Raw genomic sequence first — 24,677 nt, 5'->3', positions numbered from 1 at the left:
CCTCAAGGGTTCGCTGCGCGGACCTTACGCTCGCCCTTGACCCGCCAAACCACCCACTGAGAATTCAAAAGAGGCAATTTTCTAGCAACGCTTGCCTATCGACCAATAGAACGGGATTGGTAAGCCAGAAGTCCTGACTAGCGGTCCACGCTCGCATACCGCACCGAAAGGCCCGTGACGGCCAAAGCTGGTTAATGCGGGTAGGGCCGCTGGAAAGGGGCATCACGCGTGGCTTTACTGCGGTGCAATAACGGCGGTTGCGTCCCAATCGACTAACCGATTGCGCCGGCGGTAGGCGTCCGCCAGGGCCGCTTCGAAAGTCGCCAGAATTTGTTCCGCTAGGTCGAGGTCGATGGGACTATAAAAGGAAAACCGCAAACGCGATTGCGCTGCTGCTTAACCCGGGCGTCCCACTTGGCGATCTCCGCTTCTGCCTTGGCCAGTTCTATGGTTGCCATTTCCTGGGGAATCATCGCGGCGTCCTTTCGTTCATCCATTGAGCATAACGCAAGCATGGTACCGCAGGCCGACATTTCCACGGTATTAGCCGCCCTCAGGATAGCCACGAGGTCCAGAAAGCACGTCGCATTAAAGTCGTTCGGATTCCTGTCGTCGCAAGGGTTGGGACCTGACGGGATTTGGTAGCCGGACAAACGAACTGCTTCAATGCACTTCGAATGTCAGTGAATCCTCCGGCCGGTTCCGCCGCCTCATTGCTGGACCTTGGCAATGTCTGCTTCGTGCTCGATCGCATTGGTCGCGGCCGTCGCGCGCAGGCTGTGAACCCCTGCAGGTTGATCCTCGTCGGTTTCACATACGCGAACGATCTTACAGACGCCGTTCAATGTTCGCGGTGAGCCCGGCGCCGGGCCTTGCACCGTGCGGCTGGGACAATGGCGAGGCCGCACAGCCCGCCGGCGGCTGATCAGCGACCGGCGGGGCTTTCGCAGGTGAAGCCGTTACTTGGTCTGGCCGGATCCAAGGTCCGCGCCAGTAATTGGATCGCTGGCCGGGTCGGATGCGGTTCGCGTGGCCATGGCCTGCAACGTCTCGACGTCCTGCTGCGTCACCTGGACGGTCGCGGTGCCGTCGCCGCCATCGACGGCCGGTTGCGGGTCCCCGACGAACTCCCAGTCACCGCCCTCGTTCCACGGGCCGCGCATATCGTCGCCCTTCGACATGTTGAAATAAACGCTCGTAAATTCCGGCTTGCCGGGCAGCTTTCCTTGGGGGAAGTTCGGCTGGATTGAATGCAGCGCCTTCTCGAAGGATTTCTGATGCGCGATTTCGCGGGTCATCAGGAAACCGAGCGCGTCCTTGATGCCGGGATCGTCGGTCACGTTGATCAACCGCTCATAGACGATTTTAGCCCGCGCTTCGGCCGCGATGTTGGAGCGTAGATCAGCGGTCGGCTCGCCAATCGTGTCGATATAGGCGGCCGTCCATGGATAACCGGCGGAATTCGTGAGCGGCGTGCCCGCGCCGTAAAGTATCGCCGTGGTGTGCGAATCGTTGCCGTTGCCCGTCATCGACCGGTACAACTCCGCTTCCGCTTCAACGGCTTCGGCGAGCGCGCCCTTGGCGCCCTTGTTCAGCATCGCGATGATGTTGCCGATGATTTCCAGGTGACTTAGCTCCTCGGTCGCGATGTCGAACAGCATGTCCTTGCGGCCCGGATCATCTTCAGTGACTGCTTGTGTGAAATAGCGCATGGCGGCGGCAAGTTCGCCCTGGGGGCCGCCGAATTGCTCTAGCATCAGATTGGCGAGGCCTGGGTTGGGCGCGCCCACGCGGACGGTGTATTGCAGGCGTTTGTTATGTATAAACATATCAAGGCTCCTGGTCGGGACAAACGTTTTCCGGCGCCGGCTTCGCGGAAGGCTTCTGCGTCTTTTAGGTCTTGCAGCGACCCGAACACAGGCGGCACCGCCTTGGCGCAGTGGTGCGCGCCTCTACCTACCAAATCGCCGAAGCCTTCAGGCGGGCCTGTAAATCCGCGTGGTTTGGAAACGAGAGGCGTTCTATTTGGCGCAACGCGCGTTCCAGCCACGGCAGGCATCATTGTCGGCCAGATGGCACGTGACAAAAGTTAAGACGTCGTCTCAACGACGTACTGGCGGCCCCTCAGTCAGGGCTTAACTGGTGGTGACCAGGAACGTCTAGATGCGGGGGGCGAGAATCTGGGGCTCTAAAGCCGGTGCGCTGGCCGGGTGGGGTTGCCGCCGGGGCCGATGGAGGAATAGCCGATGCTGCACAACTGCTGCCATCCATTTGGTGTAACGGCTCGGATGGCGTAGCAGCCGCCTTTCGCATTTTTTTCGTTTCTTTCAGTGCAGGGTCGTCATGAATGCCGGAGGTCGAAGCGTGGCGCTCAAGTGCGCGATCTGGACGCATCGTAGGAAGAGCGCGGTGGATGCGCCGCGAGTGCTCGTGGTTGACGACTTTATCGACACCGCCGACGCCATCAGCATGGTTCTGAATTTCAGTGGGTTCCACACAAATGCAGTCTATGGCGGCCAGCCGGCAATCGACGCGACCGGCCGCTGGCAGCCACAAATCGTCCTGCTCGACATCTGGATGCCGGATATTTTCGGCCTTGAAGTGGCTGCGCGCCTGCGCGCGAATGAGAAAACGTCAGAAACGATCTTGATCGCGCATTCCGCGGCATCGGGCGAACGCGATCTCGAGCGCGCAAAGCAGGCCGGGTTCGACGCTTTCTGCGCCAAGCCGACCGACGCAGCGTCCCTTGGCCCCCTGCTGCGCTACTTCGTGCCCGAACCGGCGGCCCTTGGCGCGCGATCCTCGGACTCCATAGCGGCTCCCAGCCGTTAGGCGCAGTTTGGCACGATGCCTGCAGTTCTCCCGATCGTGTACAACGACTAAGGACGCCATGGCTCTTCGCCCTCTGCATTCGCGCGGCACGCATGTGCAGCGGTGTTTCAACCGGAGCAGAGACAATGGGTTCCGACTTGGCCATGGGGGACGTTGAACCTTTCACAGGTTATCGCGGCGGTTAGCGTGCTCGCTATCATGCTGGGAACGCTCCGGCTCGCTGGTTGCACCGTGGCAGACTCGATAACGACTCGCGAACAGCTCGTCCGGGATGATCAGATTGCCTCGAATTTCGAATCCTCACTGTCTACAAGGCGTCAGGCGGGCAAGCTCACGGCGCTGGTCGGCCGACCATGCGCCGATGTGCGCCCGGCCCTCACGGAGTTAGACACCTACGTTCGCTATGCCCGTGCCGTCGCTCTTGTCGCGAACGGTCGACTGCTTTTCGCCTCGGGTGTGGGCGAGATTGACTTGCTGCTCTCCCGCTATTTAAATTCACATCGCGGTCCCTTCGAAATCGGCCTTCTGAGTCAAACGACCTACCAGCCCAGTGTGCCCGTCCTCGCCATGGTTCACACGACCGGACAGGGTGCCGGGCTGCTTCACGTCATCGCATCAGAAGACATTGCCGAGATCCTCGCTCACGGTTCCCGGCTGAATGTCCCGCATCTCGGCATCACAGTCGATGAAACGCATTTTTCAAGAGATACGGGAATAATCCAGACTGCACCGATTTTTGAATCCGTCGCGGCGAGTAGGTTGCCGTCCAAACCCTGGCCCTATCAGATAACGTTGACCAGCCGAAGGAGGTTTGACGGACTTTGAGATTCTGCTTCTAGTCCGGTAAAGCTGGGGCGCAACGCTTGCCACCGGCGGACCTAACCGGCACCCGGTCCGCGGCCGACGCAGACACATCGGCGTCCAGCTTTAGGATGGCGATCGGCCGAGCGCGCGTGAAGCGCCCATGTCGCCTCGGTCGGGTGACGGGTCACGGCGGTCCTTGCGAGAACGCATTAAAAGCGACCGCTTGTTTCTAATGCCCATGCAGCGGGAGGCGCAGGTTCGCAACGCCCGGCGCCGTACTGGGAACACAGTTGGAGCAATCCGGGGACGCTGGCTGCCGGCACAGTGGTGAACCAGCTCCTCATCGCACGCTGGACGCCTTCGTCAAACAACGCGTCGTAGGGGTAAGCGGCATCTCTTATGTTCATTGCCAGCCTTTCCACTGCGCATCTCAAAAGAGCGGACCGCTCGCTTGACGGATGCAATCGACACAAAACCTTCATAACCCGATTGCGCTCTCTCGCTAAACGCGCCGAGAACAGCAGCATCTGCTGGAAAACGAAGTACAGCGGCGCCCGGGAGTCCTCCGGGAGCCTTGTAAGAAGCGGGAGAAGAGGCCTAGCCCCAGTCATATTCGCCGCGCCGGCCATCACGCAGGCAAGCCGAGCCCACTCGCTCTGCGAAAGACCGAGCACTGCGCCGTGCGCGCTCACCGACGCCAGTTCAACGACCTCTCTGAAATCCTTCGCTCCCTTTGCCCGATTTGCTTTGACGCACATCACCATAAGGGTGCCGGGCGCATAGGCTCCATCATTGTTGATGGTATCGACCGACCAGTCGCTTTCGGCTAAGGCAGCATGCGTCATGGCGATCAATGTAATCGGACACATCGCGCAGTCGATCTTTTTTAGGTATGCAGGAGTTACTTCCTGGTCGAGAAAGCGGCGGCGTCGGAATGCGTTCAGCCGAAGTTGCAACCATTCGACACGAAACGATCGGGTAGATGCTGCGGAACGCGAAAGTGCTCACGTCCAGCAAGGTATCCAGCAAGTACGCTTTGCTCGCTCGATGCGCAGTCCGATTCATGGCCAAAGCGAGCGAAATCCCAACCGATGTCAAATCCGGTTTCCGCGACATTGACAGCTTGCATCGCGCCGCCCCTCCTGCGACTAGTCCACCCAAAAAAAGCATGCGTTCGCCTGAATCGAGCCGCGTCACCATGACGGTCTTTTCTGCCACCTCAGCAGTCACCGTGCCTCAACCGCCAATGTGGGCCGCATAAGTGCCGAGCATCGGGAGGTGCAATTCAATTGCTGATTCGAGGTTAATGAGGAAGCGCGCCCGCTGCCTTACCCGATGGCCATCACACAGAGCGCATCGCCACCGACCTTCAACAAGTACTGGGGAGACAAAGATGCAAGGGTGCTGGCGCGCCGCGTACGGTGCGGTAACCCGGCGCGCGCACGTTTTATTCGGCGACCTGTCTTGGCGATTTCTTTGCGGCAGGCCTACCAGCCTGCTCTTCCGACACCTCCTGTTCTGCAAGCAACGTTAGCTTTCCGTCCGTTGCTTTTTCCTCCTTCAATGTTTCGAGCAAGAGGCTCAGCGCCTCGGTGTAACCAAGCTTTTTCGCGAGCGCCGCAAGCGTCCCGTAAGTGGCGATTTCATAGTGTTCGACTTTCTGTGCTGCGGCGATCAGTGCTGCGTCGAGAATCGGGCCTTTTTCGATCTCTTCGATCTGTTCTTGACCCTCCTCCACGAGCCCCTCCATCGCCACGCATTTGAGACGCTTGAGCTTTATCTGCGCGCTCTCCACTACCTGGTCAATTCGGCCGATCTGACCTTGCGTCTCCTCAAGGTGGATCTTGAACGCCTCAGAAAGGGAAGGATTTGAAGCCGCCCGCGCCAGTCGTGGGAGCGCCTTGGTCAGTTGTTTTTCGGCGCTATAGACGTCCGACAGTGCGTGAATGAAAAGGTCTTGCAAAGTCTTGACCGCCATGGTACCCCAGATGGTAGTATGCGCGCCGACCGTCGATCGGCATCGAAGGCTCCGTCGCAATAAGCATTCCGGTCGCTTACGCGGTTCAGCAATCCGATACCAGCAGCCGATGGGCGGGTCGTGCTCTCCCGGCCCTAGGAAGCTAAGTAGGTGACCCTAACCGGAACTGTCCGCTCCGGAAGGACCGTCACAACTCGCAGTCGCAGCTGGCTTCACTGTTTTGGAGGTGCTTTTGATTCGGGCCCATCTCATCCTCCGCTACGCGTCGGAGTCGATGTTTGACGAGCAGGCAGTCGTTGATGCAGTTCGCGGCCATGGAATTACGGCGTCGTTCGACCGGTCGGCTGCAGGGGTTATAACCATCGTGTGTCAAGGAGAAACCCTGGCTCTGCTGCAGTGCGTCGGATGCATTCAAACCATGCGGTTTGTCGACAGTGTCTTTTTGCAGCGTGTCGACCTGCCGTGAACCCCCGCCAGAGTTGAACGCGCGATGCCGCTTTGCTGCCAACAAGCGTCGGCCGCGAGGACTGGCTCTTAGTTTGATAGTCGCGACTTGTTCTGATCCGCCATGCTTGGGCGCTAGCCGCCGGCGCGTAACTGCCCTCGGAGATGGGCCAGTTTGCCAAAACGCTGCCAAGCTCGCGCCCACCTCATGGCCTGCTCGCGTTCGGCTTGCGTATCGGCCTGAAAGAACCGGTCCACCGCGCGCCCGAAGCGGGCTATCGCGTATGAATGACATTCGTGCGGCTCCCAAGCGCGCATGCCCGTCTCCAGTGCCCCGCTTCTTCGATTCTTCGACCCCCGTTCGTTGCCTAGGCAATACGCCGTTCTACCAGTCGATAGGTAGTGCAATCCTATCTTGCTGCATCAAAGGCTAGCCTACTGCCTATCATCCCGATCGAGCAAGTGCACACCCAAGCAGGATAGTCGCCGCGATTGTCGGTTCCTTCCGCCCGCCATTGCATCCACTGCGGCCAAAAGCTCGGCGCTATCGTAATCGCAGTCTGTGCCTTGTTCTTCGGTGGTGGTTTGCCGGGCGCACGGCTAAACGCGTTCGCTGCCAGTTCCCTCCCTCTGCGCGGGGACACGGCGGTGGCCCCTGCCGAACTGAACAGGAAAGCTGGTCATAAAAGTGCAGGTGGAGAACAGCGCGCGCGGTGCTGGAGAAAGGAGCGGGACGCAAAAAACCGACCGAGGGCTGGCGACCACTGGTCATTTCGGACGTGTCAGAAATCTTGTGTCTTGAGGCCGGTTAGAAAAAATATCAGCTGATGGCGGCGGTGAAACGCTCGCCGAACGGAATGGTGAAGCGCACCGGGAATCTCGGAGACGGTTTTACTGGAGTTATGCTGCCATCGGCAGCCCAGCGAATTGCTCATAGTAACGGGCTTCTGCTTCAGAAGGTGGGATGTTGCCGATAAAGCAGGCGTCGGTGGTTGAACCAGTCGACCCATTCGAGCGTCGTGAGTTCGACTGCCTGCACGTTGCGCCATGGGCCGCGACGGTGAATGACTTCCGCCTTGTAAAGGCCGTTGATCGTTTCGGCAAGCGCGTTATCGTACGAATCGCCCACGCTGCCGACTGACGGTTCGATCCCTGCTTCGGCTAGGCGGTCCGTGTACCGAATGGAAACGTATTGCGACCCGCGGACGCCCTTCTAAAGGTCAAGGGGCAATTTGAGTCTGCGCGATGTCGCGGTTGCGTTGCCGGATTACGTAGTAGACCTCCCGCGCGATATAGCGCTTGAGGCAGCGGATCGCCTCAAGCTTTGAATGCCCCTCGCTGACGCGTTTGGCGACGTAAGCCTTCGTGCGAGCGTCGGTTCTCAAGCGACCGATCGCAATGATGTGCAACGTGCTGTTGGCTGCGCGATCTCCGCCTCGATTTAGTCGATGTCGCGTCACCTTACCGGAAGACGCCGGCACAGGGCTCACGCCACAAAGGGCGGCGAAGCTGGCCTCCGACTGAAGTCGACCGCAGTTGTCGCCGGCGGTCAATAAAAGTTGCGAGGCCGACTCGCAACCAATCGAATTTCGCGAGACAAGATCTGGGGCAAGTTCGTCCACGACCGTCGCGATCATGACGTCGAGGTCGGCAATCTCGTCGTGCAGCTCCAGATACCGACGTCCCAGTGACTTCAGCGCAATTCGGCAAGCGGAGGTCAGGTTGCGATAGTCGGACAGATTCGGACGCCACGCAGCCAATGTTCGGATGAGCTGCATTCGTGTCATCGCGCGTAGTGATTCAACTAACTCATCGGGCGCGCTGATGATGGTACTGTGAATCAACTGCAAAGCAACGCGCCGCGCCGAAATGGCCGTCTTCCGACAGACTTTCAGAACGCGTAGCGATTCAATCATGCCATCGCGCGTCTTGGGCGTGACCGTACGCACACCGGCGAAGGCAGCATGAGCCGCGTTGTAGGCATCCAGCGTATCGTCCTTGCCACGTTTGCGCCGGTCGCTTTTATCCGGCGCGGTCACCTCCAGCACGGTAACTTGGGCCTGCTGTAGGTAGCGCAGTAAGCCCGCGCCATAGCTCCCGGTGCACTCCACGCCGACCCGGACAAGCTCACCGAATGAGCGCATCCAAAGCAACATGCGCTGGTACCCGTGCCGCGTGGTTGGGAAGGATTCGCTGCCGAGAAGGCGATCATGTTCGTCAACGACAGCCGCAAAATGCAGATCCTCATGCGTATCAACGCCGCCTACAATGCTGCGAGGGCCAGCAGTATTTTGTTCGTCGTTTATACAGCCTTGCTCCGGTTGCGATGCGATATAGGCAATCTCACCGGCATCGAGTACCTGGACAAGACAGTAAAGTGACAGGGCGTCAGGCCCTTCTTCGGTCACACGTATCGACGAGGTCAAACCTCGCCGTGCGGCAGCTCCAGACGACCGACGGGTCCAGGGAAAGACATTGAGTCGATCGGAATGCGGGTCAGGTCGCCCGGAACGCTCTACGGCACCAGACCTCCCCGAAAGCCCCTTGTTTCGAACGGTGACCGGCCGCGAACATCTGGTACCCGTATTCTTACTGTCCGAATGACGTACCAAATGGTTACCTTCGGCTGGTCGCCGTTCATGCAGCGCCTGCTCCAGCGCGTCCAGCACGAAATCAGTACGCGCTGAATTTGACACTCTCCAGCCTACGATGCGTCGCGCGAACACATCGATGATGAAGGCAACGTAGGTAAAGCCTGGCAAGGTGGCCACGAAAGTGAAGTCGGACACCCATAGCTCGTCCGGCCTTGACGCTTTGAATTGCCGCTGCACATGATCAAGAGGACAGGGTGCATTTCGCTCGCTAACGGTGGTCCGAATCGATCTGCCGCGCCGCACGCCCTGCAGCCCGAGCCGCTTCATCAGTCGCTCGACCGTACACCGTGCGAGCTTGAATCCTTCGCGCAACAGCTGCCGCCAGACCTTGCGTGCGCCATATACGCGAAAGTTCTCCTCCCATACACGCCGGATAGTCCCAAAGCGAAAGGTGTGCGCGAACAGGTTGGCCCGACATTGCATCGTTGAGCCCGCCAGACGTGAACAGGATGCAGCGATACAAGTCGCAAAGGAACAGAAAATGCTAGGCCGAGAGGACCAACGAATAGAGCTGTCCAACGAATTCCAAGCCGAGTTCTTAGCACTACCAGCTACCTCTCTTCTAGGATCGATGTCTTGCGAGAATTGTCTCCGCCATCGATATGTCTCCAGTTAAGTAGATATAACTTGCGCGTCGATCCAGCGATGGCCGAGGAGCAAATGCGACGGATGCGCCACACGGCCGTCGCCTGCGAAAATCGTCGTGGCGCAGCATCGCGCGCTGCGAGGGGCCAGCAGCAACGGGCCGGTATCAATCGTGACAGCACTTCAATCACCCGTCCCGAGCGGATTACTCCCCGCTAGCCGGTTTGTCTGCCGTTTCCATCGACGTCATAACCCGCAACTTGGCTGTTGCGAACGAGCGAAGCCCAGTCTCCGATGCAGCGGCGAAGCGCATCGTCGAGTGTCGGCAACACGGCCGCCCTTTGGCTCGCAAGGGCGCGATAGAGTGGCTGCGGCGCGGCCGAATGCATGGACTCGACCTTGCGCGCCTCGATGAGGCTCGTATCGAGACCGGCGAGGCTGGCCGCCTGAACCGCAAATTCGAAGCATGTGAAGGCGCCGCGATTGCTCAGATGCACGACGCCCGACTCGCGATCGATCAGCAGATCGAGGCACGCGTGCACGAGGTCGGGCGCATACGTCGGCGAGACGGTCACATCCTTCGCGGCGACAAAGGAGCGGTCGTCGGCGAGTGCGCGCAAGGCGCGGTCCAGAAAGTCTGGGCTCGTCCACAGCCCGAAGACAGGACCGGTCCGAACGACGAGCGCCTCCGGAAAGCACCGCAGCACTTCGCGCTCGGTCTGCGTCATGCAACGGCCCAGGCGATTGAGTGGACTCACGTCGTCTGTCTCGACGTAAGGGTGCGTCGCGCGTCCGTCGAAGACGAAGTCACACGAAAACCACAGATATTCGATGCCGCCTGCGGCGCACGCCTTGGCAAGCGCGGCTGCCGTTTTCGCGATCGTTCCAAGATGATCAGTTGTACCGCGCTCGGCTTCTTCGGCATCCACCGGATCCATGGCGTTAATGACCGCCCAGGGTTCAAACGTGCCGATGGCATCACTACCCAGCAAGTCGTCCGCCGACACGGTGGCGTATCGCAAGTCGCGCCGTGCACAGAGGGTGGCGAAGAGTTGCGCCAGCGCGCCGTCACCGACGACGAGAATCGGTGCTGGAGGTGCGGGCGAGTGCGTCACATAGCCCGGACGCGCCGGTGCGGTCAGTGTTCCCATTGCGTCCAGCACCACCGGCTCACAGAGAAAGCGCCCCGGACGGCGCCACCACCCGGTGCCATGCAGAACAGGATGATCGTGCGGACGGCCTGCCGCGAGATCGCGCATCAGTGCGGCAACGGCCGTTTCGCGCGGCTCGTGTCCGCGCACGTCGAATGCGCCCGATTCGTAGTAGCCGCGCTCTTCCGTGACGAGGCAGTTCCAGTCGTACGAGCCGAGCAGCGCCCACACCGTCACGGCGCGCACGTCAGCGCCTTCTTCGCGTGCTTCGCTCGCGGCGGTCCATATCTCATGCAGCCAGCGCAACTGGTCCTGACGCGTCGAGTCGATATGCGCTTCCGTGACTGCGAGCGGCGAGCGATACCGCTGCCACGCTTCGTCGATGACCGTCCGTATGCCCTGCGGCGGATGCGCGAGGGCGCGCGCCGCTTCAATGTCGGCGAGGCGCTGGCCGTACCATTCGCACCGGTACGCTTGCGGATACTGATGAGTCCGGTGATCGAGCCAGCGTTCGCTCGTGATGTAGTAGTTGATGCCGACGATATCGGGCGGGCACGGATTGTCGACGAACCACAGGACATCTTCTTCCGCGACGCCCGCATCCATGATGTATCGCCACAGCAGATGTCCCGGCATCACCTTGCCGCAGAGCAGATCCCACGAAAGCCAGCGCCGTTCGTTGTAGAAGTTGACGAGCCCGGCCATGGCCGGCGTGCCTTGCGTCTTGCCGAGATCGTCGGTCTGAACGAGCTTCGCGTGGGGGGTGACCTTCCGCACTTCGCGCATCGCGTGCACCGTCGCCTTGCATTGACTGATCAGCGCTTCCAGATACGTTCGGTCATTCGTGCCGTGCGGATGCCACACGCCGTAAAGCCCGCTGAATCGCGCGGTTGTGTTCGGCTCGTTGACTGGCGTGTAGTACGAAAGCCATGGATACCGTTCAGCGACCGCTCGTGCGAATTCCGCGAGCCTGCTCGCAAAGTGCGGGTCGAGCAATCCGCCGGGCAGCGGCCCGCTTCCATGATGCAGGAGGCCCGCTATCGGTTCGACGCCCAATGCGCGAAGCGTAGGCAAGCGCGCATCGAGCCATGACCAGTCGGCTTCGTCGATACGCGACGGCGCCGTTCTTTCCCACAGCACCGGATAGCGCAGCGCCCGAATACCCAGCGAGGCGAAACGCTGGAGATCGTCCTCCCGCGTCGCATGTCCGTTGCGGTCCAACTGGCTGAAGAAGGTATCCCGCACCCGGTTGACCGTGCATTCCAGTCCCCCCCACAGCACCAGCCGATCATCCATATCCAGCATCCCGAGATAAGTGCGACGTAAGAGCGTATCGACGACGCAGTCAAGCACTCGCTATGCCGTCGCCCTGCGCGATCAGTGTTTGCCCCGAGCACGCACGCGCTGGAACAACGATTGCCACTTATGTCGCAGATCTGTCAGCAAGCGCGACGACACACGCATGAGGGCCTTGCCGGACTCTGCGTGCGAGCCGCCGCGTGCGCGATGCGTAGCGTCACCCTGCTTCAACGCAAGGCGAGAACAGCCGAGCTTCGAACCTCACGGACGCAATGAATGAATGTCCGGGCGGACTTCCTTCCGGCAGTTACCTTCGGAGGCATTCCCTTGCGCGAGACCCAAGCCCGATCAGAACCCGCAGCCGCCACCGCGGCCGGGTCCGCCGACAGTCCGTCGACGAACGCTCGCCCGCGCATCTCTATTGCGCGATCGGGGCTGCCACGGACGTTCCTCTGCCTCTCGCATCTTCGCTGGAACTTCGTGTATCAGCGACCGCAGCACTTGCTCTCGCGCATCGCGAAGCAGGCGGAAGTGCTCTGTTTCGAAGAGCCTCGACGGACAGATACCGCCGCACCGCGTCTCGACGTTCGGACTACAGATGAAGGCGTTCGGGTGCTGACGCCGTGCCTTCCTTGCGGTTTCACGCAGGAAGAGGACGAGCGCGCACAGCGCGCGCTGCTCGACGCGTATCTGTCCGACACACGCAAATGGGATCTCGGTCTCTGGTACTACTCGCCGATGACGTTCGCTTTCACCGATCATCTCGACGCAAAGCTCATCGTGTATGACTGCATGGACGAGCTCTCGGCGTTCAAGGACGCGCCGCCGCAACTCACGGAGCGCGAAACGCGGCTCATGCGCAAGGCGGATGTCGTCTTCACGGGCGGCCAGAGCCTCTATGAGTCGAAGCGGCGTTTTCACCATAACGTGCACGCGTTCCCCAGCAGTGTCGATGTCGCGCACTTCGAGAAGGCGCGCGGGCCGCTGTCCGAGCCTGATGACCAGACGCCGATACGGCGCCCGCGTCTCGGCTTCTATGGCGTGCTCGACGAGCGCTTCGACGCCGCGCTGACCGGCGCGCTCGCCGCCGCGAGACCGGACTGGCAGTTCGTCATGCTCGGCCCCGTGGCGAAGATCCGGCCCGCTGATTTGCCGCAAGCACCGAACATTCATTATTTGGCCAGAAGTCCTACGACGATCTGCCGCGCTATCTCGCCGGCTGGGACGTCGCGCTGATGCCTTTCGCGATCAACGAGGCCACGCGCTTTATCAGCCCGACGAAGACGCCGGAATATCTCGCGGCAGGCCGCCCCGTGGTATCGACGCCTATTGCCGATGTGGTGTCGCGCTATGGCGAGAGCGGCGTGGTCCGCATCGCTGACGATGCGGTCAGCTTCGAGCGTGCCATCGAAAGGGCGCTCGACGACGGCCAGGACCGCGCAGCATTCATCGGCCGCGTCGAATCGGTGCTGGCCGGAGCTTCGTGGGACAACACGTGCGCCGCAATGCTCGCCGAGGTGAAAAAATGCGCATCGTAGAAACGACAGCAAACGGATCTTCCAGTTCCGGCTCGAGTGGCCATACGTCCCAGCCTGAAGCGCGCGGACAGCAACGCAAAGGCTTCGATTATCTGATCGTCGGCGCGGGCTTCGCCGGCAGCGTGATGGCCGAGAGGCTCGCGAGCGAGTACGGCCAGCGCGTTCTGCTTATCGACCGGCGCCCGCATATCGCAGGCAATGCCTATGACGAGTACAACGCGGACGGCGTTTTGATTCATCGTTACGGGCCGCATATTTTTCACACGAACGCACGTCGCGTACTGGATTATTTATCGCGTTTCACGGCATGGCGACCGTACCGGCATCGCGTGCTCGCGTCCGTCGACGGCATGCTTGTGCCGGTGCCGATCAATCTGACCACGCTCAATCGCCTCTATTCGCTCGACCTTTCGCCGCAGCAGGCGGAGGCGTTTCTCGCAGCGCGCGCCGAGCCGCTAGACAAAATCAGGACATCTGAAGACGTGGTGGTGAGCAAGATCGGCCGCGAACTCTACGAGAAGTTCTTTCGCGGATACACCCGCAAGCAATGGGGCATGGACCCGTCGGAACTGGATCGCTCGGTGACTTCACGCGTGCCGGTGCGCACGACGGCCGACGACGGCTACTTCAACGACGAGTATCAGTGCATGCCGCTCGAAGGTTATACACGCATGTTCCAGAAGATGCTGGCGCATCCGAATATCAAGGTCATGCTCAATACCGACTATCGAGAGGTCCGCGAGGAGGTGACTTATCGCAAGCTCGTCTATACGGGGCCCATCGACGAATACTTCGATCACTGTCTCGGGAAACTGCCTTATCGCTCGCTCGCATTTCGGCACGAAACGCTCGATCAGGAGCATTTTCAGTCGCTTGCCGTGGTGAATTACCCGGCCGAGAAAGTGCCTTACACGCGCATCACGGAGTACAAATATCTGACGGGTCAACAGCACGCGAAGACGAGCATCACGTACGAGTACCCGAGCGACGAAGGAGACCCTTATTACCCGATTCCGCGGCCGGCGAACGCGGAGTTGTTTGCACGCTACGAGGCGCTCGCGGAGGCGCATCCGGAAGTCATGTTCGCGGGCCGGCTCGGAAGCTACCGCTACTACAACATGGATCAGGTGGTGGCTCAGGCGTTGAGTCTCGTCGGGCGCATTGCCGCGGCGGAGGGATTCGGAGTTCGCGCTGAGGTCGCTACCGTCTGATTCTTTCAACGACTTGGGGCTATTCCGCGCATCAGCGGGAAGCGTGGCGGACCACTATCGAAGCCTGGGGTCGTTCAGGGCGACATAAGCTAAGATCACGACAAATATCGACGTCCACTGCAAGCCGCCGGCATTGCAACCGAAGTCGCTCCAAGCGGTCAGCCTCATGATAGCGGGCGGCGCAAAGCACGCGGGGTCGTGGAGCGGACCATTTAGTGGCTTCAAAACTTCCGCCGACTGCGCATCCGCTTCGGACGGCTCGCTTCCATACACGAGGCTTTCCTCAAAATCGCTTGCTGCATCATATGCTGGCGACCGCTGCAAAAGTCGTTCTGTTAGCACCTCGACGTGGCGCAGAGCTTATAACAACGTGTCAAAAATCACTCGCGTCGACGGAATTTCGCGTTCGTCAGTTATCGGCCCGGTTATCACTTACTGAACCGAATTGTGCGTCGTGCAGCGCCATGCTACCGTCGCGTCGCTTTGGGAAGTGAAAGTCCTTCCAGCGACGGTCCAAAGGTAGGTTGGACGGAGAACCGTAGCTCTGCACTTTTGTAGCAAGCGGCAGATTCAGTCATCTGGCGGCACTATCGCGTCATCGCGGCCCCGCAGGCGAGCGCGCCGCTTCTTCTTTCCCCATTGTTGCGACGAGCAAACCGCGTCAGCGGCTTGGTCGCCGACTGCGGTCGTCGGGTTTGTTACATCGGAATCCGACGGGCGCGTGAGATCGCCGGACCGTCGCTGACCGATGTGGAGCACTGGGGGGTTTTTCGATCTTGCGCCTCGAGGGCGGCACACCGATTGCGAAACTGTCATAAATTGAAAACGCGCCAGACGAGCATAAGTTTCGAACTCGACCTCTCAGCGTTGCAGCGCCAACTGAATTCGTTAGAAGCATAACTGCAACAGATGACAGCCACCGACAACGCTGACACTTATAGAACAGACGTGCAACGGTCCGCGACTATTGTTAGCGACCTTCAGCAAACGCTTAACGCTGCCCGCGTCATTCTTTTCATGGCATGGAGCGACGTTCGATCGCGCTACAAGCGAACGATCTTGGGCCCTTTGTGGCTGACGCTTGGCACGCTGCTGGGAACCGCGGGCCTGGGGTACATCTGGAGCGAGCTCTTTCATCTGGACAGAGCCACGTTCGTCCCTGCGCTGACAAGCGGGCTGATTGTCTGGCAGTTTCTGTCGGGCTGCATCACAGAGGCACCGACGACTTTCAATCGTCAGGCGGGCATCATCCGAAATATGGAAGTGCCGCTATCGATTCATCCCGCGCAGATGGTGACAAAGCACTTCATCAACCTGCTTCATACCGCGCCCGTGTTCGTCGTCGTCGCGGTTCTAATGAGCGTGCACGTTGGATGGCCGACGCTGCTCTTCATACCTTGCCTGATGCTCGTCACGGCCAACCTTGCGTGGATCACGTTCCTGCTTAGCATTCTCGGCGCGCGTTTTCGCGACCTCGAATATCTAGTGGCCGCCGTGATGCCGCTACTCATGTTCCTGAGCCCGGTGATGTATCGGCCGAACTTTCTGCCGATCAGCGGGCACTTGTTGTGGTTCAACCCCCTATCGCATCTTATTGAGTTGCTGCGCTATCCGCTTCTCGGCGCGATCCCGCCGGGCTTCATCGTCTGGACGAGCATCGGTATGGCGGTCGTTGGGTGGGGCGTGGTACTGGTCCTGTTCCATCGCGTTCACTCGCGCATTGCGTTCTGGGTCTAACAATGACGCATCTGCAATTTGACCGAGTGACCGTGCGCTATCCGGTTCACAACAATCGGACGAAATCGCTTCGGAACAACCTGGTGCGCATCAGTACCGGTGGCAGGCTTGATTCGGAGTCTGGACGCATACAAATGGTGACCGCGCTCGATGACGTGAGCTTCGAGTTCCGCGAGGGCGATGCGGTCGGTCTTATCGGACACAACGGGGCGGGCAAGAGCACGATGCTGCGGACGATGGCAGGCGTGTACAAACCGACGCACGGCGCAGTCAGGCGCCGCGGCAGAACAGCGACGGTGCTTGAACTCGGCGCGGGCATCGACCCCGAATTGAGCGGCTACGAGAACATCACCCGCATGGGCGTGCTGCTGGGCATGAGCATCGCGGAAACGAAAGAGCGAATCAGCGAGATCGAACGCTTCACGCAACTCGGCAACTTCCTGCAGTTACCCGTGCGTATGTATTCGTCCGGGATGGCGACGCGTCTCATGTTCGCAGTCGCGACGTCTACTCGGCCGGACATTCTGCTCGTCGATGAAGTCTTCGGCGCAGGTGATGCCGAGTTTCAGGAGCGAGCGAAGGAACGTATGTCTCGCCTCATTAGCAGCGTTGGCATTTTCGTTTTTGCTTCGCACGATCACGAACTGGTCCGCACCTACTGCAATCGCTTCCTGCGTCTGGAGCATGGCAGGGTGATCGAAATCGACCGGCGCGACGTGGGCTAATTGCCCGTATGCATCTGCAATTCAGGACGACAAGGGGCCGACGGTGAAGAGACTCATAGTGGATCTCGACCATACGATCACCTCGGGTGCGCCCGACGGGTATGCGCACGCGGTACCGAATAACGCCGTGATTGACCAGCTGCGCCGTTATAGGCGCGACGGCTTCACGATCGTCGTATGCACCAGCCGCTCGATGCGTACGTACGAAGGCAACATCGGGAAGATTAATGCGAACACGTTGCCGATTGCGGTTGACTGGCTTCGTCAACATGACGTGCCGTTCGACGAGATCTATGTCGGCAAGCCGTGGTGCGGTCACGAAGGCTTTTATATCGACGATCGCGCGGTGCGTCCGTCTGAGTTCGTCTCCATGTCGTACGCGGAAATCGAGCAGATGCTCAACAAGGAGAAGGAGACGCCGTCATGCTCTTGATCCTATCGGGCGAATATGTCGAATCGGAACTCGCTTCCGAGTTCGGCAGGATACCGCCCAGCTTTCTCCCGGTCGGCAATCGCCGGCTCTACACTTACCAACTTGCTCGACTCGCGGACCGATACGAGCGCGCGCATATGACCTTGCCTGCGGACTACGACGTCGACAACATCGACTTCGCGTATCTGGATGCGGCCGGCGTTGCGGTCTTCAGAACGCCGGCGGGCATCTCGCTCGCGGCGGCGGCTTTGACCGTGCTCGCGGAGACACGGCTCGAGGGCCGCATCGACATCTTGTTCGGCGACACGCTCGTCACCGAGCCACTGCCGGAGCACTCCGACTGGCTTGCCGTTGGGGAATCGGACGAGAACTACCGCTGGCATCACGAGCGGCGCACCGCGGGACTGTCCGACAAGGTATGGGTCGGCATGTTCTCGTTTTCCAACGCGGTCGCGCTGCGACGGCTGCTTGCTTCGGGTCTCTCGTTCATCGAAGCGATCGAAGCGTACTCGTCCACCGTGCATGCGCTCGAGTTGGTCAACGCTCGCGGCTGGCTGGATTTCGGCCACGTTCATACGTATTACGCATCGAAGCGCCACATCACAACGCAGCGTCACTTCAATGACATCGCCGTCGCGGATGGCGTGCTTCGCAAGTCGAGCGGCGACTCGCGCAAGATACTCGCCGAAGCGAGCTGGTTCGAGAATGCGCCCGCAACCGTGCGCGCATTCCTGCCGAATCTGATCGAAGTCGGACGCGTCGAACAGACCTTCTATTCGCTCGAATATCTTCCGCTTGCCGCGCTCAACGAGTTGTATGTGTTCGGCTGCCTGCCCGAGAAAGTTTGGACGAAGATCTTCCGCGCCTGCGACACGTTCTTCACTGCTGCCGGGAAGTTTCCGGTGCCGCCGGAAGCAAGGCTCGATCGACAAGAGCTCGATGCGTTGTATCGCGGCAAAACGCTCTCTCGGCTCGAGAGATTCGGCGCCGAGACGGGCGTATCGCTGCGCGACAGTTGGACCATCAATGGCGAGCCAGTGCCGGGTCTCCTGGACATGGCAGAAGAAGCGAGCAGCGCTGTGCTGGCCTCGACGCGCCACGTGAGCGCCTTCATCCACGGCGACTTCTGCTTCAGCAATGTCCTCTTCGACTTCAGAGCCGGCAAGGTGAAGCTGATCGATCCACGGGGCTTGAACAGCAGTGGCGAACTCACAGTCTTCGGCGACTTTCGCTACGACGTCGCGAAGCTCGCGCATTCGGTCATCGGACTCTATGACTTCATCATCGCCGGGCGATGGGATGGCGCGATCGAAGGGCGAAAGGTCCGCTTCGAGCTGCCCACGCAAGCGACCCACGAGGTGCGCGACGTCTTCGCGTCCACGCTCTTTCGCGGCCGCACGCCCGCCGAATGGGACTGCTATCCCATCATGGTGCTGCTTTTCCTTTCGATGCTCCCGCTTCACGCCGACGATGAGAGGCGTCAGGCGGGGCTGATGTCCAATGCATTGCGCCTCTATGTGGAATGGAAAAATGATCGTGATACCTATGGCCGGCAACAGCAGCCGGTTCTACAAGGCAGGCTACACACGGCCCAAATATGAGCTGGAGATCGGCGGGCGCACGCTTTTCGAACTGACGGTCGGATCATTCGACGCGTACTTCACGTCCGAGACGTTCGTCTTCGTCGTGCGTCAGGACTTCGCGGCCACGCGCTTTGTCGATGAGATGAGCCGTGCAGTGGGAATCGCGAGCTACCACATTGTGGAGCTTCATGCTCCAACGCGCGGTCAAGCAGAAACGGTGCTCGCGGGCATCGAGGATGCCGATCGTGCTCTGGACGAGCGGCTACTCGTGTTCAACATCGACACCATAAGACCGGGGTATCGCATCCCTGAGGAAGTCGCGCACGCCGACGGCTATCTGGAGGTGTTTCGGGCCGAAGGCGATCACTGGTCGTTCGTGCGGCCCGCGTCGGCTGACAGTCACGTGGTTATCGAAACGACGGAAAAGCGGCGTATTTCTGATCTGTGCTGCACGGGACTCTATTTCTTCAGCGCGGCATCGGATTTTGTTTCCGTCTTCAGCGAAGCCATGGCGCATTACGGCGAGTTCGAACAGCAGTGGCGCGAACTCTATATCGCGCCGCTGTACAACACGCTCATCGAGCGAGGAAAGCGCATCGTGTATCACGAAGTGCCGGCGTCAGACGTGCTGCTTGCCGGCACCCCCGAAGAATACGTTGCACTCGCGCACCAGCGGGTACAGGCATGAGCATCTACGTGTCGCTGCCGGTTCATGAAGCGCCGCTGGTCGTCGCAGACCAGTTGGCTAACTTCGCGCGCTTTTGTCCGCAAGCGTGCGTCGTGCTTCATGTGTCGCGCAGCGGCAGACTCGACGAGGCAACCCTCAACGCCGCGCTAAAAAGTCAGGGCTGCGACAACTTCCTGATCAACCCCGCGCATGAAAGCACGCGCTGGGGCAGTATCTTCCGCGCGCATCTTTCGAACATCGCGTTTATTCGCTCGCGCGGCGATGCATCGCACATCTGCTTTCATGCGTCCAACGACATGCTCGTCGCGCCGGGCTTGCGCGATCATATCGCGCGGCACGGGCACGGCTATAACGTCCGACCGATCACGCCAGGAAGCTACTGGTGGGTCAGCCCGAAGGCGCGTGCAGATGCCGAACTCGACGCGCTCTGCAAGCGCTTAGGGAATTGTCCGCTCGTCGGATCGCAAATCGAAGGCGCATTCTATGAGGCCGACACATTGTACGAGCTCGCCGATATCGCCAACGGTGCGCATCCCGGTGTGGCCGGCTATCCCCTGGAGGAAGTCGTCTTTCCGACGATTGCCCATGCAATCCGCGCGACCCCTCGCATCACGCCGTACGTGTACTCCGAGACGCATGTATTCGACCGCACGTACTGGCGTTTCCTGCAAGAGTTCGAATGGCTCTTCGGGAACAACTGGAAGCGCGCGCGCGGGCTCAGGCACTGCGTCGAATATGCGTTCATCAAGACGCCCTACTACCGCCTGAGCCCGGGCATGATCCGCGTCATCGCGCAGATGAGCCGAGGTATTCCCGACAGCGCGGTCGACGACGTGCGCGTTGCTCGTCGCCTCGAAAAGCTGCAATGGATGAACGACGGAGACAGCACGTGGAAAGTCTTCGATCCGCATTCGCTTTACGGCGTCAAGCGCGTGCCGCGCACGCTCAATAACCCGCTGCGCGATTTCATCCGCCAGCTTCCTTCAGCCCGCGCTCTGAACGCGCACGAACGGCCCGCCTCATCATGAAGACAAGCGACATCACCGTGGTGTTTCAGGGCGCCGTGAAGCCGTATGTCGGCGCGGACCGGGACTCGTTTCGCGAGAACGTTCGTCAGACGCGCAGAGCCTTGCCGAACGCCGACATCATCGTCTCGACGTGGAAAGGCGCGGAGCTTCCGCGCGGACTGCTCGCCGATGTCGTCATCGAGTCCGATGATCCGGGAGGGCTGCCCGGCATCAAATACGACTCGCCCAAGGCGAACAACGTGAACCGGCAAATTGTTTCGACGCTCGCGGGGCTCGAGTCCGTGCGCACGCCTTATGTCGTCAAGCTGCGCACCGACAGCATGCTGGAGCACGCCGGCTTCCTCGACTTCGCCAAAACGATCTATCAGCGCGACAGGAGGGATACGCGCATTGTCGCGAGTTCGTTCTTCACGCTCGATCCCACCATCTTCGAGCGCCTGCCGTTTCATATCAGCGACTGGTTTCACTTCGGCCGCACGGATAGGCTGCTGCAATACTGGAGCGCCCCACCCGTGACGCGCGCCGATGCCAGTTGGTACGACCGCGAGCGTCATTTGCCAAGCTCGACGTTCTTTGAGCGCAACTTCCGCGCGCGCTTCGCTGTCGAGCAGCATTTGTGCATGCACTACGCCTCGCAGCACGGCTATGTGGTGCCGCAATTGCTTAATGATGCGAACCCGGATGTGCTGGCGTCGTTCGGGCGATTCGTCGGGAACGAGACCTTGATTCTCGATCCATGGCAGATCGGACTACGCATGCCCAAGTACGAATGGGTGGGCGCATCGCTGTTTCACCGGATCAATACGCTGATGCATCTGGACTGGCTGGCCATCTCCGGCAGCGCGCCGCTCGACGACAGCAGCAAAGAGGCGATGCTTCGGCTCATCGAACGACGCCGGAAACTCAAGAGCGCCGCGCGAATGGGATTCCGGGCGAGCCGGCCCCTGCATCAGTTCATGTTTTCAACGCAACGCGGATTTCCCTTGCGACGTGCGGCCGTGCTGCTGCTAGGACGACTGCAATGACAACGAGACGCGAAGACACCTCCGTCTTTGCTCAACAAGGCCATGCAACATGAAGATCACTGCCGTCGTCGTCACGCGTAATCGTCCCGCCCTGCTCGCACGTGTGCTCGACGCATTAAGCGCACAAAGCTTGCGCCCCGATGAAGTCATCGTCTTCGACAATGCAAGCGATGAACCGACGCGTGACATGCTAAACAAAAGGGCCGATGTAAGCGTGCTGCGGAGCGACTACAACATCGGTGGTGCGGGCGGCTTTGCGCGTGGCTTGCAGCAAGCCTTGGCCCGTGGCGCCGACTGGGTGTGGCTGCTCGATGACGATGCGGTTCCTCATCTGGACGCGCTCCAGCGTCTCGTGGCGGCGAGAGCGTCGCTGCCCGCCGACGTCGGCGCGCTCTGTCCGTCGGTCGATGAGTTCGGCGCGCTCGCGCTGCAGCATCGCCGCTATTTCGACAGCTTGTTCGGCCGTGAGCGGACCGTGGCGGCTTCCGCGTATAAAGACTCCGCCGTTCGAATAGATACCGGTTCCTTCGTGGGCTTTCTCGCCGATGCTCGCGCAGTGTGGGCCGCCGGACTGCCGCGCGCGGATTACTTTGTTGCCTATGACGACACGGAGTTCTCGTTGCGACTCAAGGCCGTCGGCTTCTCGGTGTGGCTCATTCCCGAGAGCCGCATCGACCATTTGCGGGAGGTCGGTGCGCGTCTTCGCAACCATGCGTTCGGGCCACGCCATTACTACAACGTGCGCAACCGGATCGCAGTGTCGAGCCAGTATGCGCGGTGGCCGCTTCTCGCGGCGCTGAGGGCGTCCGTGGTCGGCGTTGCGCTGTGGATGATCTCGAGCCATCCGTGGCAGGTCAAGAGCATCGAGATGCTCGTTCGCGCGCTTGCAGACGGGCATCGCAGAAGGCTTGGCGAGCTGCGTCCATCGACCGAGCTGGCCGACGGCACGACCGTGCGCACGACCGGCTACTGAGACGGCCATCATGGCAGATGCATCGTCGTTCGCGGTGCCAGAACGCGATGCCGTATCGCGAAGCGGCTCGCGGAGCGTGCAACTGGATCTGGCGCGATCGCTTGCGACCGTCGTCGTGGTCATGATCCATCTGAACGATCGCATATTCGATCCGATTGCGCCCGTGGCAACGCATGGGCAATGGCTGCTGCATGCGGTCCTCAATGCAATCGGCAGACTCGCAGTGCCAGTGTTCTTCATGATTTCCGGCAGCCTCGTTCTTGCGAGGGCTGACAGCGCGCATATCCTGCGCTTCTATCGAAAACGCATCCCGCAATTCATGGTTGTCCTGATCTTCTATTCCCTGGTGACCAACTATGTTGCGTATCGGATGGGATACGAATCCTCATTCGAGCCGTCTGCCATTCTGTCCGATCTTCTCGCGGGCCGCATGCGGGATGCTTTCCATTTGTGGTTCATACCCGCGCTCATCGGCGTGTACATCGTCGCGCCGTTCATTAACGCGATGCAGCGCGCGGGCGGTGCATGGATTCTCATCTGGTATTGCGTGCTGACGCTGCTGCTGACAGTGTTGCCGTTCACGGTCGGCGCGGTCGCAGCGCCCAGACCGTGGACCGTAGGCGTCGGGCAGTTTTTCGGCTGCTATCTCATGTATTTTGTAGTGGGACATCTGGTCGTCAATGCGCGAGTGGCTGAGCGCGTGCCTACAGCGTGGCTCGCGCTCGCGGCGTGCGTCGCGATCATCGCCGCGATTACCGTCCAGTATCGGATGTCTCTGCCCGGCGCACCGTTCGCTCACATCGTGACAGACTACTCGAGCCTATTCACCGTTATTCCGAGCGTTTGCTTGTTCATCACCCTCATGCGCGTGCGGGTCGGCTCGGCTTCCCTTCAGACAGCGGTCGAGCGTTTTAGCAGGCTTGGTTTCGGGATTTATCTCGTTCATCTGGCGATGCTGCATTTCGTGTTGCGTACACTAGAGAGCCACTGGTCCTCAACTTATGGCCTTATGGTGCCGTCGCTGATGCTGATCGTGATGCTCTCTTATGGCTATTCATTCGCTATGTCGAAGTTCGCCATCCTCAGGAAGTTGGTGCTTTAGCAGGCCGTTGAATTATCAGTCGTTCGCGCGCCAAGGCGCGTTGCGACGGGTGCTAAACTGGCACTTCTGTGACGCGCGAAGACCTTTGTGAGCGTTCGACGCTGCTCGTGAGTTCACAAGACCGACGCTATCAATTGGTTTTTTCCCCTCAAACGGCAAGTGTGCACATGCGCGTCAGGTTGTAGCCGACCTCGGTCAACACGAAGAGTTGGTCCACGCGTTCAAGTCCCCGATACCCCCGGCGGGCACCCAAAGTCCTCCATGGACGGGCACTTCAAATTCCCCTATATGAACGGCCCCTTTTGCACCAGCATTCTCATGTTTGACAGAGCAGGATAGGTTTCAGCTCTATATGCGTACATGGACTCCCGCCTATGATCGGACCAGCGCTTGCAGAACCTGATATATGCGGCGGTTGCACGACGAAGCCAGAAGGCCGATGGGGGGGCAAGCGCGCAAACTTCCATGATGGCTCGTGCTGATAGTAAGCACATCAAAAGCCGAATCTACGGACGCAGTCGACACCGTCGAATTGCAAACCGATCTTGCTGCGCAAGAAGCGGCAAGCATCGCGAAGCGGCAAAAAGCTGCTGGCGGGAAAATGCTGAGGAAGGGTGGCCGTGGTGTAAGTTGATGAGTGTCGAGTTCGTCAACCTGCCCTCGGGAAGGCTTGCACCATGGCCACGACCAAGCGTAGTACGAACCGGCCGCCAGTGGAAGCGCTGGTTGCCGGCGACCGCGACCTGATGAAGGCGCTCATGAAGGATGCGCTTCAGGAGGTGCTTGAAGCAGAGATGACAGAGTTGCTGGGAGAGGTGGCGCCGTTGGTTCGGACAGTTAGATCGAGTTTATAAGTGGAAGCGCCGGGGTCATCAAGCTGCCGATTT

General features: G+C 60.1%; 23 protein-coding genes and 3 pseudogenes. 17 read left to right on the top strand and 9 right to left on the bottom strand.

Going from position 1 to position 24,677, the window contains the following annotated elements:
- Window positions 1–338: 338 nt before the first annotated feature.
- Entirely contained in the window at window positions 339–653 is a 315-nt protein-coding gene (locus tag AB6804_RS28740; protein WP_370889341.1) for a hypothetical protein, read from the bottom strand.
- A gap of 306 nt (window positions 654–959) precedes the next feature.
- Window positions 960–1,829 carry a manganese catalase family protein gene (locus tag AB6804_RS28735; RefSeq protein ID WP_370889340.1) on the bottom strand — a complete coding sequence of 290 codons (870 nt, stop codon included), beginning with the start codon at window positions 1,827–1,829 and terminating at the stop codon, window positions 960–962.
- A 535-nt stretch (window positions 1,830–2,364) separates the two neighbouring features.
- Here AB6804_RS28735 and AB6804_RS28730 point away from each other — a divergent pair.
- Window positions 2,365–2,832 carry a response regulator gene (locus tag AB6804_RS28730; RefSeq protein ID WP_370889339.1) on the top strand — a complete coding sequence of 156 codons (468 nt, stop codon included), beginning with the start codon at window positions 2,365–2,367 and terminating at the stop codon, window positions 2,830–2,832.
- Window positions 2,833–3,018: 186 nt separating this feature from the next.
- Window positions 3,019–3,657, top strand: coding sequence for a CSS-motif domain-containing protein (locus AB6804_RS28725; protein ID WP_370889338.1), 639 nt, complete (start codon window positions 3,019–3,021; stop codon window positions 3,655–3,657).
- Between the two features lie 188 nt (window positions 3,658–3,845).
- Here AB6804_RS28725 and AB6804_RS28720 read toward each other — a convergent pair whose 3' ends face one another.
- From AB6804_RS28720 to AB6804_RS28710, 3 genes are all read right to left on the bottom strand, one after another.
- Window positions 3,846–4,592: a hypothetical protein gene (locus AB6804_RS28720; protein WP_370889337.1), complete on the bottom strand. Its 747-nt coding sequence runs from the start codon at window positions 4,590–4,592 to the stop codon at window positions 3,846–3,848.
- Window positions 4,577–4,765, bottom strand: a complete 189-nt coding sequence (locus tag AB6804_RS28715; protein ID WP_370889336.1) for a hypothetical protein — start codon at window positions 4,763–4,765, stop codon at window positions 4,577–4,579. Before AB6804_RS28715 ends, AB6804_RS28720 begins: the two co-directional genes overlap by 16 nt.
- A 318-nt stretch (window positions 4,766–5,083) precedes the next feature.
- Complete coding sequence (locus AB6804_RS28710; RefSeq protein ID WP_370889335.1) at window positions 5,084–5,614, bottom strand: ferritin-like domain-containing protein; 531 nt, start codon at window positions 5,612–5,614, stop codon at window positions 5,084–5,086.
- Window positions 5,615–5,888: 274 nt separating this feature from the next.
- Here AB6804_RS28710 and AB6804_RS28705 point away from each other — a divergent pair, with 274 nt between their 5' ends.
- Entirely contained in the window at window positions 5,889–6,080 is a 192-nt protein-coding gene (locus AB6804_RS28705; RefSeq protein WP_370889334.1) for a hypothetical protein, read from the top strand.
- Between the two features lie 878 nt (window positions 6,081–6,958).
- Here AB6804_RS28705 and AB6804_RS28700 read toward each other — a convergent pair.
- The 4 genes and pseudogenes from AB6804_RS28700 to AB6804_RS28685 form a co-directional block, all read right to left on the bottom strand.
- Window positions 6,959–7,262 (bottom strand): annotated as a pseudogene (locus tag AB6804_RS28700) (integrase core domain-containing protein); the annotation flags it as partial.
- Between the two features lie 16 nt (window positions 7,263–7,278).
- Window positions 7,279–8,364, bottom strand: coding sequence for an IS110 family transposase (locus tag AB6804_RS28695; protein WP_370889342.1), 1,086 nt, complete (start codon window positions 8,362–8,364; stop codon window positions 7,279–7,281).
- A gap of 288 nt (window positions 8,365–8,652) precedes the next feature.
- A pseudogene (locus tag AB6804_RS28690) lies at window positions 8,653–9,087 on the bottom strand (IS3 family transposase); the annotation flags it as partial.
- A 425-nt stretch (window positions 9,088–9,512) separates the two neighbouring features.
- A complete protein-coding gene (locus AB6804_RS28685; protein WP_370889333.1) occupies window positions 9,513–11,744 on the bottom strand; it encodes a family 1 glycosylhydrolase in 2,232 nt (743 codons plus the stop codon).
- Window positions 11,745–12,359: 615 nt separating this feature from the next.
- Between AB6804_RS28685 and AB6804_RS28680 the strand changes: the two genes are divergently transcribed.
- The 14 genes and pseudogenes from AB6804_RS28680 to AB6804_RS28615 all read left to right on the top strand — a co-directional run bounded on the left by AB6804_RS28680 (window position 12,360) and on the right by AB6804_RS28615 (window position 24,644).
- Window positions 12,360–12,983, top strand: coding sequence for a hypothetical protein (locus tag AB6804_RS28680; RefSeq protein ID WP_370889332.1), 624 nt, complete (start codon window positions 12,360–12,362; stop codon window positions 12,981–12,983).
- The gene (locus AB6804_RS28675) at window positions 12,983–13,285 is read left to right on the top strand and encodes a hypothetical protein (protein WP_370889331.1); all 303 of its coding nucleotides are present in this window, start codon (window positions 12,983–12,985) and stop codon (window positions 13,283–13,285) included. Before AB6804_RS28680 ends, AB6804_RS28675 begins: the two co-directional genes overlap by 1 nt.
- Window positions 13,273–14,496 carry a UDP-galactopyranose mutase gene (gene glf, locus AB6804_RS28670; protein WP_370889330.1) on the top strand — a complete coding sequence of 408 codons (1,224 nt, stop codon included), beginning with the start codon at window positions 13,273–13,275 and terminating at the stop codon, window positions 14,494–14,496. The genes AB6804_RS28675 and glf overlap by 13 nt, the downstream gene beginning before the upstream one ends.
- 18 nt (window positions 14,497–14,514) lie before the next feature.
- Window positions 14,515–14,835: pseudogene (locus AB6804_RS28665) on the top strand (IS5/IS1182 family transposase); the annotation flags it as partial.
- 570 nt (window positions 14,836–15,405) lie between these two features.
- A complete protein-coding gene (locus AB6804_RS28660; RefSeq protein ID WP_370889329.1) occupies window positions 15,406–16,233 on the top strand; it encodes an ABC transporter permease in 828 nt (275 codons plus the stop codon).
- Between the two features lie 134 nt (window positions 16,234–16,367).
- Complete coding sequence (locus AB6804_RS28655; protein WP_370889328.1) at window positions 16,368–16,958, top strand: ABC transporter ATP-binding protein; 591 nt, start codon at window positions 16,368–16,370, stop codon at window positions 16,956–16,958.
- A gap of 43 nt (window positions 16,959–17,001) precedes the next feature.
- The gene (locus AB6804_RS28650) at window positions 17,002–17,391 is read left to right on the top strand and encodes a capsular biosynthesis protein (protein WP_244797838.1); all 390 of its coding nucleotides are present in this window, start codon (window positions 17,002–17,004) and stop codon (window positions 17,389–17,391) included.
- Complete coding sequence (locus AB6804_RS28645; RefSeq protein WP_370889327.1) at window positions 17,382–18,992, top strand: hypothetical protein; 1,611 nt, start codon at window positions 17,382–17,384, stop codon at window positions 18,990–18,992. The genes AB6804_RS28650 and AB6804_RS28645 overlap by 10 nt, the downstream gene beginning before the upstream one ends.
- A complete protein-coding gene (locus AB6804_RS28640) occupies window positions 18,922–19,662 on the top strand; it encodes a glycosyltransferase family 2 protein (protein ID WP_370889326.1) in 741 nt (246 codons plus the stop codon). The genes AB6804_RS28645 and AB6804_RS28640 overlap by 71 nt, the downstream gene beginning before the upstream one ends.
- Window positions 19,659–20,690 (top strand): hypothetical protein, encoded by a 1,032-nt coding sequence (locus AB6804_RS28635; RefSeq protein ID WP_370889325.1) that lies wholly within the window; start codon window positions 19,659–19,661, stop codon window positions 20,688–20,690. The genes AB6804_RS28640 and AB6804_RS28635 overlap by 4 nt, the downstream gene beginning before the upstream one ends.
- On the top strand, window positions 20,687–21,715 hold the full coding sequence (locus AB6804_RS28630) for a WavE lipopolysaccharide synthesis family protein (protein ID WP_370889324.1): 1,029 nt from the start codon (window positions 20,687–20,689) through the stop codon (window positions 21,713–21,715). Before AB6804_RS28635 ends, AB6804_RS28630 begins: the two co-directional genes overlap by 4 nt.
- Window positions 21,716–21,764: 49 nt before the next feature.
- The gene (locus AB6804_RS28625; RefSeq protein WP_370889323.1) at window positions 21,765–22,688 is read left to right on the top strand and encodes a glycosyltransferase; all 924 of its coding nucleotides are present in this window, start codon (window positions 21,765–21,767) and stop codon (window positions 22,686–22,688) included.
- A 10-nt stretch (window positions 22,689–22,698) separates the two neighbouring features.
- A complete protein-coding gene (locus AB6804_RS28620) occupies window positions 22,699–23,790 on the top strand; it encodes an acyltransferase (protein WP_370889322.1) in 1,092 nt (363 codons plus the stop codon).
- Window positions 23,791–24,467: 677 nt separating this feature from the next.
- Complete coding sequence (locus tag AB6804_RS28615; protein WP_370889321.1) at window positions 24,468–24,644, top strand: hypothetical protein; 177 nt, start codon at window positions 24,468–24,470, stop codon at window positions 24,642–24,644.
- Window positions 24,645–24,677 lie beyond the last annotated feature (33 nt).

The sequence above is a fragment of the Caballeronia sp. RCC_10 genome (genome assembly GCF_041360715.1).
Taxonomy (GTDB): Bacteria; Pseudomonadota; Gammaproteobacteria; order Burkholderiales; family Burkholderiaceae; genus Caballeronia; species Caballeronia grimmiae.
The sequence above is the reverse complement of the archived record's forward strand: the minus strand, read 5'-3'. Positions and strand labels throughout refer to the sequence as shown.